The sequence below is a fragment of the Candidatus Nanohalovita haloferacivicina genome (genome assembly GCF_029232205.1).
GTDB classification, from domain to species: domain Archaea; phylum Nanohalarchaeota; class Nanosalinia; order Nanosalinales; family Nanosalinaceae; genus Nanohalovita; species Nanohalovita haloferacivicina.
This window is the reverse complement of sequence record NZ_CP107255.1, coordinates 468,852-481,462: the sequence shown is the minus strand read 5'-3', so window position 1 is coordinate 481,462 and position 12,611 is coordinate 468,852. Positions and strand designations below refer to the sequence as shown.

Annotated in this window: 13 protein-coding genes; 4 read left to right on the top strand and 9 right to left on the bottom strand. The window is 45.6% G+C overall.

Annotation, left to right across the window (positions count from 1 at the left end):
• Positions 1-13 precede the first annotated feature (13 nt).
• The 7 genes from HBNXNv_RS02660 to HBNXNv_RS02630 form a co-directional block, all read right to left on the bottom strand.
• A complete protein-coding gene (locus tag HBNXNv_RS02660; protein ID WP_347721294.1) occupies positions 14-679 on the bottom strand; it encodes an undecaprenyl diphosphate synthase family protein in 666 nt (221 codons plus the stop codon).
• A gap of 62 nt (positions 680-741) precedes the next feature.
• Positions 742-1,947, bottom strand: a complete 1,206-nt coding sequence (locus HBNXNv_RS02655) for an ABC transporter permease (protein WP_347721293.1) — start codon at positions 1,945-1,947, stop codon at positions 742-744.
• Positions 1,944-3,149, bottom strand: coding sequence for an ABC transporter permease (locus HBNXNv_RS02650; protein ID WP_347721292.1), 1,206 nt, complete (start codon positions 3,147-3,149; stop codon positions 1,944-1,946). The genes HBNXNv_RS02655 and HBNXNv_RS02650 overlap by 4 nt, the downstream gene beginning before the upstream one ends.
• Before the next feature lie 6 nt (positions 3,150-3,155).
• Positions 3,156-4,346, bottom strand: a complete 1,191-nt coding sequence (locus HBNXNv_RS02645; protein WP_347721291.1) for a COG1361 S-layer family protein — start codon at positions 4,344-4,346, stop codon at positions 3,156-3,158.
• An 8-nt stretch (positions 4,347-4,354) separates the two neighbouring features.
• Entirely contained in the window at positions 4,355-5,074 is a 720-nt protein-coding gene (locus HBNXNv_RS02640) for an ABC transporter ATP-binding protein (RefSeq protein ID WP_347721290.1), read from the bottom strand.
• A gap of 43 nt (positions 5,075-5,117) precedes the next feature.
• The gene (locus HBNXNv_RS02635; RefSeq protein ID WP_347721289.1) at positions 5,118-6,188 is read right to left on the bottom strand and encodes a geranylgeranyl reductase family protein; all 1,071 of its coding nucleotides are present in this window, start codon (positions 6,186-6,188) and stop codon (positions 5,118-5,120) included.
• Between the two features lie 24 nt (positions 6,189-6,212).
• The gene (locus HBNXNv_RS02630; RefSeq protein WP_347721288.1) at positions 6,213-6,518 is read right to left on the bottom strand and encodes a 2Fe-2S iron-sulfur cluster-binding protein; all 306 of its coding nucleotides are present in this window, start codon (positions 6,516-6,518) and stop codon (positions 6,213-6,215) included.
• Positions 6,519-6,591: 73 nt separating this feature from the next.
• Here HBNXNv_RS02630 and HBNXNv_RS02625 point away from each other — a divergent pair, with 73 nt between their 5' ends.
• The gene (locus HBNXNv_RS02625) at positions 6,592-7,992 is read left to right on the top strand and encodes an APC family permease (RefSeq protein ID WP_347721287.1); all 1,401 of its coding nucleotides are present in this window, start codon (positions 6,592-6,594) and stop codon (positions 7,990-7,992) included.
• A 14-nt stretch (positions 7,993-8,006) separates the two neighbouring features.
• Here the strand turns inward: HBNXNv_RS02625 and HBNXNv_RS02620 are convergent, their stop codons facing one another.
• Complete coding sequence (locus tag HBNXNv_RS02620; RefSeq protein WP_347721286.1) at positions 8,007-8,393, bottom strand: hypothetical protein; 387 nt, start codon at positions 8,391-8,393, stop codon at positions 8,007-8,009.
• 28 nt (positions 8,394-8,421) lie between these two features.
• On the bottom strand, positions 8,422-9,621 hold the full coding sequence (locus HBNXNv_RS02615) for a site-2 protease family protein (RefSeq protein WP_347721285.1): 1,200 nt from the start codon (positions 9,619-9,621) through the stop codon (positions 8,422-8,424).
• Positions 9,622-9,778: 157 nt separating this feature from the next.
• Here HBNXNv_RS02615 and lysS point away from each other — a divergent pair, with 157 nt between their 5' ends.
• The 3 genes from lysS to HBNXNv_RS02600 are packed head-to-tail and all read left to right on the top strand — an operon-like array spanning position 9,779 to position 12,611.
• Positions 9,779-11,383 (top strand): lysine--tRNA ligase, encoded by a 1,605-nt coding sequence (gene lysS / locus HBNXNv_RS02610; RefSeq protein WP_347721284.1) that lies wholly within the window; start codon positions 9,779-9,781, stop codon positions 11,381-11,383.
• Positions 11,380-11,988: a class I SAM-dependent methyltransferase gene (locus HBNXNv_RS02605; RefSeq protein ID WP_347721283.1), complete on the top strand. Its 609-nt coding sequence runs from the start codon at positions 11,380-11,382 to the stop codon at positions 11,986-11,988. Before lysS ends, HBNXNv_RS02605 begins: the two co-directional genes overlap by 4 nt.
• On the top strand, positions 11,985-12,611 hold the full coding sequence (locus HBNXNv_RS02600; RefSeq protein ID WP_347721282.1) for a rhomboid family intramembrane serine protease: 627 nt from the start codon (positions 11,985-11,987) through the stop codon (positions 12,609-12,611). The genes HBNXNv_RS02605 and HBNXNv_RS02600 overlap by 4 nt, the downstream gene beginning before the upstream one ends.

Below are 12,611 nucleotides of genomic sequence, written 5' to 3'. Positions count from 1 at the left end.
CCATAATGTTATTTTAGCGGCCTTTCTTTCTTCTAAGTTTCTGATAGTGGTCAAGTGCTTCTTCCACATCTTCAAGTGTGACGGATGGGAAGTTCTTCTTGATATGGTAGAATTCTGCGTAGCTGGCGTTCCAGATCGGGAATCCTGACAGACATTCTCTCGCAGGATTGTCTCCTGTTCTGATAACGAAATCAATGTCAGATTTGATCTGAAGATGTTCTCTCATCTCATCTCTGGTGAATTCTCCTGATTCCTTTGATATCTTGCTGGAGGCCTGCATTACATCGGCTTTTCCGTCGTAGGAGATTAGTGCATTTATCTGTTTCTCTCCGTCGTTGAACTCTTCTTCCAGGTCTGAAAGTTTTTCCTGCAGGTGTTCTGGAAGCGCATCTGGATTGGTGGAGGCCCAGTTGAATGAAAAATCTCTTTCTCCAAATTCCTCTGCGACCTCTGCTATACTGTCTTCAAGTAGCTGGTAGAGATCCTGTAGTTCTTCATCAGGCCTGGCAAGGTTTTCCTCGGAAAGAAGGTAGAACGTGACTTCTTCTATTTCTCTGTCTTCAAGTTGCTGGCCTACTTCTTTGATTACGTTCTTTGCCTTTCTGTAGGCCTTTGCCTTGGCAAGTCCGTTTTTCTCTGCGTATCTCCGGTTTCCATCCGGTATAACTCCTAGATGCATATTGTTCTACCTATCTGAATTCAGATTATTAGACTTTTAAATTCAAGCTAATCTGTCCCTGTTTACTCATATCTTAGTGCCTCTGCAGGTTCTAGGCCTGCGGCTCTTCTTGCCGGCAGGACTCCCGACAGAATTCCTAGTATGGTTGAGAAGAGCAGCGATCCCAGCAGTAGTTCTGGGCCTAGGTATGCTGATATCTGGAGAGATGCGGCCTGAGTGATTGCAAATGCGCCGGCCATTGAAAGTCCTGCTCCGAATAGTAGGCCCATTAGGCCTCCGAGAAATCCTATTGCTGCTGATTCAAGCAGGAATATAAACATTATCTGTTCTTTCTGTGCTCCTATTGCTTTCATAACTCCTATCTCTCTTGTTCTCTGAGTGACTGATGTGTACATTGTGTTCATAATGCCGACTGCTCCTACGAAGAGAGATATTGATGCAATTCCGATTACTACTCCTGTTACCACGCCAAGTATGCTGTTGAAGGATTCGAGAAGATCTTCCGATGTTGATACTGTAAAATCCTCTCTTCCTTCTCTAAGGCCTCTTCTGTTTCTCAGTGCTTCTTCCACGTCGGCCTTTGTCTCTGTTACATTTGATCCTTCCTCTACCGATGCAAATATCCAGTCATATCCATCAGGCCTATCCATTGTTTCTCTGGCTGCTGAAATTGGCATGATTACTGCCGTGTCGATAGATGGGTCGCCTGTTGGTTCAAGTATTCCGATTATCCTGAAGTCTTCATTATTTACCTCGAGTTTCGATCTTATTCCGGCTTCTTCGCTAAATACGTTTCTCGCTATTCTGCTTCCAGCCATTATATTGTATCTGTCGTTCTCTCTTACGAGTCGGCCTTCTCCTACTTCCATGGCCCAGCTCTCCAGTATCAGGTCCTGGTTCTGATCTGTTGGTATTCCGATGACAGGTAGGTAGCGTAGTTCATCGTTGTAGGTTACTCCTGTACTCATGAATATTGCACCGTCAGCTCTGTCTACTCCCTGTACAGATCTGATTACTGAGAGGTCTTCCTGTGTTAGCCGGGCCGAACTGGATAACTGGCCCTGTGTCTGGTCTCCTCCAGGATTGATGAATAGTTTATTGCCTCCTATTGATTCAAATTCTGCCTGTATCGATGTTTGAAGGCCCTGTCCTAGAGATACTAGAGATACGACTGCGGCTATTCCTATGAATATTCCTATGACTGTGAGCGCTGTTCTCCTCTTTCTGCGGAAGATATTTCTGAAGCTCATTTTGATGTATTCTATCATTTGTCGTACCTCAGGGCGTCTACAGGCTTCATTTTTGATGCTTTTCTTGCTGGCAGCAGGCCTGAGACCATGCCTATTACGAATGCGAATCCGAGTGAGCCTATGAGTAGAGTAGGGCTTACTCCCGGCGATATTTCAAGGCCTACCTGTGAGGAAATTATTCTGCTGGCTGCGAGGCTTATTCCGAGTCCTGCGAGCACTCCCAGGAGGCCTCCTACAAGGCCTATTATTCCTGATTCTATGAGGAATAGTCTTAGTATTTGCCAGTTTGTGGCGCCTACTGCTTTCATGACTCCTATTTCCTGTGTTCTTTCTGTGACGGAGGTGTACATCGTGTTCATGATTCCTACTCCTCCTACGAGAAGTGATATTGCTCCTATGCCTACCAGAAATCCTCTTATCAGGCTGAGCTGGCTCTGGAATGAGCTTGCGATGTCGGCTGCTGTCTGAGTTGTGAAGTCTTCTTCTCCTTCTCTGAGGCCTCTTTCCTGTCTGAGAGATCTTCTTATGTTTTCCTCTACTTCTGTTGGCTCGTATCCTGGATCTATTCTTGCAATTATCTGGTCGTATTCGTCTTCTTTGTCTAGCAGTGTTCTTGCGGCGTCTATCTGCATTATTACGCCCCCGCCTGCTGTTCCTGAAGATTCTACAATTCCTACTACTCTGTAATCTGTTCCGTTTATTGAGAGCTTGGATCTTAGACGTATTTCATCTTCAAACAGGTTTTCAGCCGCTGACTCGCTTACCAGGACGCTGTACCGGTCCGTATCTCTGAGGTAGCGGCCCCGGCTTACTTCTACACCCGCGGCTTCTTTTACCAGTTCAGCGTTTCTCTCGGTAGGAAGGCCTATTATAGAAGTGAATCTTGATTCTCCAGTATATTCAACTCTGAGGGACGAAGAGACTATTCCTTCGGCCTCTGCTACACCTCTAGTGTTTTCTATAGTTCTGAGAGAATCATCTGTAAGTCTTGATGTGCTTGATGTGAATCGGGATGATAGGCTGTTGCCTCCCGGTGTTACAAAGACTTTGTCTCCTCCGAGTTCCTGTATCTGGCCCTGTACACTGTTTTCCAGGCCTTGTCCTATTGATAGTAGGGAGACTATGGCGAGGATGCCTACCATGGTGCCGATGATTGTGAGCCAGGAACGTTTCTTTCTGTGTCTGATGTTCCTGACTGCGAGACTTAGGAAGTCGAACATCGGTCTTTACCTTCTTTTTCTCCAGTAGTAGAGGCCTCCTGCCAGCAGTAGGATTACTATTACCACGGGAAGGATAGGGCTGCCTGAAGAGCTGCCGTAGAGGTTTCTTTCTTCAGATGTCAGTGCATCCACTGTTACTGTTTCTGTAAGTGTCTTTTCCTCTCCGTTTTCCTGGTAGGTTACGTTTACAGGAATATTGATTGTGTCTGTGCCTGGAGAAGTGTAGATTTCAGATTCTGCTGTCTGGTAGTCGTCTGAATTCATGTCTCCCAGGTATACGCTGCTTCCTGTTCGGATAATGTAGTTTTCTCCTTCAAGAACTTCTACTTTTACGAATTTTGCTGTTCCTTCTCCTCTGTTGATGAATCTGAAGGTTACTGTACCCGTGGATCCTGAAGGAATTGCTCCATCGTCGTTAAGGCCTACCTCTATCTGTGGGCTTCCTCCTACTACAATTCCTGTGGTCTCTGATTTGGATAGTGATGCTCCTGCTTCGTTTTCGTATTCGAGTTCGAGAGGGATTCTGTATACTCCGTTTTCTGCTCCTTCATCGATGTTAAGTGTATAAGATACTTCTTCGGTTTCTCCTGATTCTATGCTTCCTATTCTCTTTCCTGATGTTCCTGAAGTTACTACCGGTGTGCTTGCGTCAGGATTGACGGATACTTCTACGTTTCTGAAGTAGGCTCTTGCCGTGTTTTCTATTGTTAGATTCATTGTTCTTGAGGTTCCTGGCGCTACTTTTTCCGGGAACGATACATCGCTTATGACGAGGCCGTCGTCGTCAGCTTTTACCTGTACAGGTATTTCAAATGTTCTCGCTCCGTTTGCTGTCTCAACTCTGAATTCCATTGTTTCTTCTCCCTGTAGTGCGTTGGAGTCGACTCTTACCTGCATTCTGAACTGGTAGCTGTCTCCAGATTCAAGGCTTGCGATCCTCCATCTTTTCTTGTTATCTGGATCCACCGAGAAAGGATAGTTTTCTCTGAAAAGTACTGTTACATTGTCAAAGTCGTCAGATCTTTCATTGGTAACTTTGAATCTTACATCGGCGTACTGGCCTATCTGTAAAGGCGAAGGTTCTGTAGACATTACCTGTAATTCTATCTGGTTTGGCGGTGAGGCTGTCTGTGTTTGTGATGATGCAAGCCCTGAAAACAAGGCTACAAGTGTTAAAGCTATTGCAAGTCGTTTCATAGTATTATTTAATCCTCTTCAACTCGAGTTGTATATTCATAGTTTTCTTCTTTTTCCTTTTTCGTTGTTACGCCATCTGTTATGTCGACAATGTACTGCGCGTACTGGGCGTCGTGTGGATCGTGCGTAACCATGATAATTGTCTTCCCTTCCTCTTCATTCAGTTCTTTCAGTAGATCCATTACTTTGTCACCGGTCTCTGTATCGAGGTTTCCTGTCGGCTCATCTGCAAGAATGATCTCAGGATCGTTTACCAGTGCTCTGGCAATCGATACTCTCTGCTGTTGTCCTCCTGAAAGCTCTGAAGGCATGTGATCCAATCTATCCTCCAGGCCCATCCTTTCCAGCAGTTCTCTGCTTCTTTCCATCCTCTCCTTTCTCGATGCGCCACGGAACAGCATCGGCAGAGCAACGTTCTCCTGGGCCGTCATTGAGGAGATAAGATTGAATTTCTGAAATACAAAACCTACCTTCTCACTTCTTAACCGGGCGAGTTCATTTTCCGAGAGATCTGATAGATTGTTGTCATCGAGAGTTACTTTTCCTCTTGTAGGTACATCGAGAGCTCCTACCATGTTCATAAGAGTAGATTTTCCTGATCCGGAAGGCCCCATGATTGCAACGAAATCTCCTTCCTCTATCTGAAGATTAGAACCTCTTAGGGCCTGTACAATGTTCTCACCCATCTGATATTCTTTTACTACATCCTCCAGATTAATCAGTGCCATCTAATCAAGTTTGGGGTGAGAAACTTATCAAGTCTTTGGCACTTTATCGCTTGAATAACGTCTTAATTTGCTGAATGCTGAATAGCGAGGTTGGCCTGTCCATGTGTACTCCGATCTCTCCCTCGAAGAATCTCATTCCTGCTCTCTGTATTATTTCAGGCCACGAATAAGCTGATTCTGCGATCGAACCTACTCTGATATCGTTGAGAAGTTCTTTTCTCCAGGCCTTTTCGTAGTCTTCAAGAGATGGAGGTTCTTCTACATCGATTGTCTCTGCTGCTTTTTCTGCCGCCCGCATTCCATAAAGTATTCCTCCTCCTGTGAATGGCTTGGTTTGAGCTGCGGCATCTCCTGCCAGAAAAATTCTTTCCGAAGTAACTTTTTCAGGAGGGCCTATGGGTATTGCTCCTGCGCAGATGTTTTCCTGTTCTTCTTCCGTAATGTATCCGTCTGTTACTTTGTTCAGCCATTTTCGCGGGTTTTCTCCTTTTGGTACTGCTGCTCCGTACTCTACGGAGTCTGTACGTGGTATTCTCCAGCCGAAAAACTTCGGTACTTCAAGAAATACGTCTACGTGATCTGAAGAGTCTTTTTCGTTGGAGAAGCAGAGTATTCCCTGATAGAAATGGTCTGGTTCAGGGAGGCCTGCTTTGGATCTGACTGTTGAGGATGCGCCGTCGCAGCCTGCCACCATTCTGGCCTCGTATGTGTCGCTGTCTGTTTCAACTATTACTTTGTCTTCTTTCTCTTCTACTTCCAGGACTGTTTCTCCCATTCGGTATTCTGCTCCTGCTTTCTGGGCCTCTTCCGCCTTTAATTTATCGAGCTCTACTCTGTCAATTACGTAGGAGACTGTCTCTTTTTTGTAGAAAGTGTATTCTTTGTCGGATTCTGTGTGAAAATTGGCCCCTTTTATTTCATTCTGGTAGAGCCTTTCTCTTGCATCTTCTGGTACGAAGTTCCAGATGTCGGGCGATACGTGGCCTGAGCATGCGAGAGGCCTTCCTATTTCATTGCTTCTTTCTATTACGAGGACGTTGAGGCTTTTTTCCTGCATTTTCTGTGCGAGGTGTGATCCTACTGGGCCTGCTCCGACTATGATTAGGTCGTTCATCCTGGGATCACAGAGATTTGTTCATTAGTACCATTCTGGTTCCGAGATTTTGATGTCGCCGTGTACTTTGACCTGGCATGAGAGGCGGAAGGGTCCTTCCAGTACTTCTTCTCCCTGGAATCTTCTTAGAGTGTTTTTTTCGTCTTCCTGCATTTCGCTGACGTTTTCCATGCCTTCCTCTATCTTGACTCGGCAGGTGGTGCAGTTGCAGAATCCTCCACATGCGTGCATCCATTCTACTCCTCCGTGTAGCAGGGCCTGCAGTATTGATTGGCCGTCTTCTGCTTCTACTTCTTCGTCGCGGTCGACAACTTCTATTTTGTGTGTCATACTGATTGAAGCCGGTTAAAGTTACAAATAGGTTTGGAAGAGTTTAAGTTCTAGAGAGTTCTCTTTTGTTTTTATGAGCGATCTGGGTCTTAAGGAATCAGTTGCGATGGGTATCGGAGGAATTATTGGCGGTGGTATTTTCGCGGCACTTGGTGTTGCGGCCTCGATTGCAGGTGATGCTGCCTTTATTGCGTATCTTTTGGCTGGTTTTGTGGCCCTAGCATCTGCTTACTCGTATGTTAACATGACATCGCACCTTGAGGATGAAGGAGGATCTTTTACTTTTCTCGAGCATTACGTTGACAATAAGAATATCGCTGGAATGGTTGGCTGGATTCTTGTAGTTGGATATATCGGGACTATGGCCATGTACTCCTATGCTTTTGGTTCATTTGCCGCTAACGCTCTTCCCTTTACTTCAGAACTTTTGAGGCCTGTTCTATCTGTTGGAATTATCGGATTGTTTGTGCTTGTTAACTTTCTGGGTCCTTCGAAGGCTGGCAGTTCAGAAGATCTGCTTGTATATGCCAAGATCTGTATCCTAGGCCTTTTCTCCATCTCCGGGCTGTACATGATTTTTCAGAGGCCTGAGCTGACGTTTTTCGCGGAAGGTGTTTTGCAGCACGGATTTCTATCACCGATCTTTGCTGTTGGAGCTATTTTTGTTTCTTTTGAGGGTTTTCAGTTGCTTACCTACGAGTATTCCGAGATTGAAGGAGGCCACGATACGCTGAAGAAAGCGGCCTATATCTCGGTTATTGCCTCTACTTTGATCTATGTTCTTGTTGCTCTTGTTACTACCAACTTGATGACTGCTGAGCAGATTGCTGTTCATAAAGAGACTGCTCTGGCCTTTGCCTCCTCCCAGATTTTCCATAATTACTTCCTGCAGACAGGCAGCGTACTACTTGTTTCAGTTGCGGCTCTTTTCTCCACTGCGTCAGCTATCAACGCCACCTTGTTCGGTACTTCACGTCTGACTTACAGGATTGCAAGTGACAACGAACTACCAGATCTTTTCTCATTCCGAAACTCGAAGGGAGTACCCACCCATAGCATTGCCGTGGTTGGAGGCCTTACTGCATTATTTACTTTTCTGGGCTCTCTTGAAGAAGTTACAACCTTCGCATCTGTGGCCTTCATCAGCATATTTGCCATTGTGAACTTCATCTGTCTGAAGGATAGAGAATCAAGGAATAATGGCTGGGTGCCGGCCTTTGGCTTGCTCGGGTCTTTATCTGCACTTGTACTGTTGATTGTGCATCTTTTCAGGACTAATCAGCATATGCTGTACTACATTGGAGGTATTTTTGCGGTTGTATTCGTTGCCGAGTTCTTTTATTTTGAGAGAGATGAGATTGAAGAGGAGGTTGAGGAGATCGAACGAGATGTTGAGAAAGAAGAAAGGGAGATTGAGGAGGAAGTTGAGAAAGTTGAAGAGGATGTGAAGAAGGCCTTTGAGAAAGAAGAGTAAAGTAAATGAGTTTTTTAGTTGACTGCATAGGTTACTGTGTAGAACAGCGCTGTAACGAATGCTGAGGACAGTAGTGAGTAGTAGTGTATTCTGCGGGCCATTTCTCTGTCTTCTTCAAGTTGTTCTTCGGGGACTTCTTCTGTTTCTGCTTCCTCTCCTTTGCTTCTGATTCCTTTGGAGGCGAATCCTGTGCAAAAGCTGAATCTTCCCTGGTATAGACCTTCGAATCCTACCATTGTAGCGATGAATACTGCCAGAGTCATTAGAGGATGTAGCTGAAAGCTGTAAGAGAATAGTGCTACTGTTCCAGCAGCTGCAAATCCTATTACTGATGCAAGATATCTTCTTTTTTGCTGGTACCTGTTGATGTTGCAGGAACCTGCTTCGTATTCGTAGCTCATCAAGAAAAAGAAGGGGAGGAGAGGTATTTTAGAGTACCGATACTGATATTCCCAGGGCCAGTGATCCCAGGAGCAGTAGCCAGACCAGTAGAGACCAGTAGTTTAGAAGGCCTCTGCCATCTGGGTAGAATCTTTCGAGGAATGCGTCTACTACCTGGCCTCCGTCAAGAGGTTTAGCTGGCAGCATGTTGAAGAATCCTACCACGAAGTTCAGGTATGCTACCATGTTCAACAGGCTGATGAACCATAGCATTCCTGCAGCGTATGGAAGAACTGAGGCCTTGAACTCTCTGTATTCGTATTCTATTGTCTCAACCGTGAAGTCGCCTTCGCTGGTCTCTATCTGCAGCGTCTGGTTAGGCTTCAGGTTGTTGGAGAAGTTTCTGAGATCTTCAACACTGCTAACCTCAGTGCCGTTTATCGATTGCAGAGTGCCATTTCTCATTCCAGCCTCGTAAGCCGGGAATCCTTCAACGGCCTGGTACTGGAGGCCTTGCTCCGATGGCTGTGTCTGGATCCCTATGTATCCTGACTCTACAGTCATTGTTGTACCCATTACTGTTGCTGTGGCCAGTAGGAAGAATACTGCTGCGGTGACATAGTTTGCGAAGCTTCCTGCGCAGAGGACTTTAAGTCGCTGTGTCCAGGTTCCTTGGTCCCACATTCCGCCGTTTTCCTTTACTTCTTCCATATCTTCATCTCCGCCCGGAAGCATGTTTTCTCCCTTTGGCTCAACGAATGCGCCAGGGATTACTCCCATGATCAGCCATCCAACCGAGTTAAGTTCGAAGTCCTGAGCTCTTGCAACTATTCCATGGCTGAACTCGTGTACAACCATGAGCACCATAATCGAGATAAGCCAGTACTCTACAGGTATGAAGGAGATTCCTGATTGGAAAGTGGTTTCTCCTGAGAGGCCTGGTGCGATTAGTGCTGGGCCTCCTCCTGCGGATGGATTGCTGAAGAGGTTTGCGATTCCGGATCCTGCCAGGAAGAGGATTGCAGGCATGCTGATTAGGCCTGTGGCTACTCCTGCCCAGCCGTATATGTTCCAGAAGCGCGGTGATTTCTTGGCTATTCTATCTATCAGGTCTATTCCGTGTTTTGTTCTTCTGTAGAAAAGTATTGAGACTCTCTGTATCTGGTTTCTGTCGTACCAGAGGAATGCTGCTAGTGCAGCTAGGAAAATTATTGAGAAAATTACTCGTGGTTCAAGTCCTGCAATCATGTATCTTCTTGAAGGGTTGGATGCTTAAAAATTGGTGCTTGAGGATCGAGCGGTATAAAAAATTCTGTAGATAAAAGGCCTTCATGAGCGAGCAGCCTTTATTCTGGAGCCGAAATTTAGGATCAAATTTCTTCGAACAAAATAACGGTGATCTGCAGTGAGTGATCAACCGCTATTTTGGAGCGATCAACTGGCTTTCGGAGTCAGGAAAAAATTTGAAGATCAGGAAGAATATGTGTGTGCATCGGGAATTTCTCCTTCAGGCCTCGTGCACGCAGGTAACTTCCGTGAAATAATTACTACAGACTTCGTTGTCAAGTCACTGAAGAACTATGGGGAAAACGTCCGATTCATTTACTCATGGGACGACTACGATCGTTTCAGAAAGGTTCCAGCCAACGTACCTGACGACTTCGAACAGTACTTAGGCCTTCCACTCAGCAAGGTACCAGACCCAGAGGGCTGCCACGACAGTTACGCAGATCACTTCGAGTCTCGACTTGAGGAAGAGCTTGAAGGAATGCATATGGACATTGAGTTCATCAGACAGAGCGAAATGTTTGAGAGAGCAGAGTACGCCGATCTAATCAAGAAAGGCCTTCAGCACCGTGATAAAATCAAAGAAATACTTGACAAATACCGAAGAGAACCTCTCGAAGAACCTTACTATCCTCTGAGAGTTTACTGTACAGAATGTGAGAAAGACTTCACAGAAGTACGAGATTACGACGGGGAATACACCGTTACCTACTACTGTGAGGAATGTGAAGAGGAAAGAGAGCTTAACTTCAAGGAGAAAGGAAATGTTAAGCCACCATGGAGAGTTGACTGGCCTATGAGATGGAAATACGAAGGAGTTGACTTTGAGCCTGCTGGTAAAGAGCACTCAGCCTCAGGAGGATCAAGAGACACCGCTAACGAGATTGTTCAGGAAGTATTTGACGGCCATGTACCTGTCCACCAGATGTACGAATTTGTTACAAAAGATGGCGCCAAGATCTCCTCCTCATCAGGAGAAAACGTATTTACGGTTTCCACACTGAAAGAGGTTTATTCTCCGGAGATCATCAGATTCCTGTTCTCCAATACGAAGCCAAGCAAGGCCTTCGAGATTCCTTTCCAGTCAGAAGACATCTTCCAAAGATATGATAACTTCGACAAGGTTGAGAACGCTTACTTCAATCCTGAAGAAGTCGAGAACGATAGAAAGAGAGAACACTGGAAGAGAGTTTACGAGATTGCAATGGTCGATATTCCTGAAGAACAGCCTGTAAGAGTTCCTTTCCAGCACGCAGCCTTCATCGCGCAGACAGTACCTGAAGAAGAGTGGGAGGAGAAAGGCCTTGAATCCTTGAAACGTACAGGCCATATTCCAGAGGATATCTCCGAGAGAAATGCGGAGAGAGTGCTGGAAAGACTTGAAAGAGCGAAGAACTGGGCTCGCGACTACGCTCCAGAAGACTATGTCTATGAGATCAATAAAGAAATCACACACGAGATAAGAGATAATCTAAGCGAGGATGAGAAGGAGGCCATGGTTCTGCTTGCTGATAAGCTGGAATCCACTGATTTCAAGGATCAGGATGATCTTGACGGTAAGATCTTCGATGTTAAAGAGGATTCGGCGCTGGGAACCGGCGAGTTCTTCACTGCAGCCTACAAAACCCTTCTTTCACGTGAGCAGGGGCCTCGACTTTCCCGACTGATCATGTCAATCGGGGTAGAGGATACTGCTGAAATTTTGAGGCAGCTAGAGGAATGAGAGACAAGGTAAAGGAAGGCTACGACAAGGGCGACTATGAAGGCGATTATCGCGAAGGCCGAGAGGTCAGAGAGAAGGAAAGAGAGCTGATGGAGAGCCTTTTTGACGGTATTCCTTCAGAGTCCAAGATTCTGGATCTTGGATGTGGTACAGGCCTTCCTTTCGACCGTTTTCTTGTAGAGAAAGATCATCAAGTCACAGGCGTTGACATCTCTGAGAAACATGTAGAGATGGCGCGTGAAAATGTTCCTGAAGCTGATTTTCTGCAGGGAGACTTCTTTGAAAATGATTTCGGGGAAAATTCTTTTGATGCAGTAGTCAGCTTTTATGCTATCTTCCATATTCCGCGTGAAGAGCATTTTGATCTCTTCAAGAAGATTAGAGAATGGATTAGTGATGAGGGAGCTATTTTAATCACTCTAGGCCCTGATGAGATGGATGATTTTGAGGGAGAGATCGGAGGCCAGGAAATGGTATGGAGCTCTTACTCCGCTGAAAAGAATGTCGAACTGCTTGAAAAGGCCGGATTCGAAATAATAACAACCTACACCGAGGATTACCGAGAGGAAACCCATTTCTGGGTGCTCGCAGAACCAGTACAATGAAAGACAGACAGTTCAGATTCACGGCCTTGATTTTTTCGTTCTTTCTTGCACTGGTATTTCTAGGTCAGACAGTTTACGGTTGGCAGCCAGGATTTCAGGCCGGCGTATCTCCTTTGTGGAAGTTCTTCACATCCTTCCTAGGCCATTCAGGGCCTGAGCACTTGTTCAACAATATTTTCTTTATCGCTCTATTTGGCAGCATCTATGAGTTGATGACTGATGAAAAAACTTTGATGGGAACCTTCCTTATTTCTGCACTGGTTGGAAATCTTACGGCCTTTATTTTCTTCCCTAACTCGGTTATTATCGGGGCCTCTGGTGGTGCAGTTGGAATTCTGGCAGCGCTGGCTGTTTACAGGCCTAACAAGATCGGTCTTGTTTTTGGTGTTCCAGCGCCGATGTGGGTTGTGCTTTTGGGCTATATTGCGTTGAATTTGCTAGGTCTTGGGGCGGAGAACAATGTGGCGTACGAGGCTCATCTTTTTGGAATGTTTGCAGGTGCTGCTGTAGGCCTGTACCTTAGGAATAGTGAGGAACGGGCGCAGGAAGATTCTGAAAATGATCTAGAAGAAGAGGAGTGGAGAGATAGGATTAGAAGATGGGAAGAAAAATGGATGATGTAG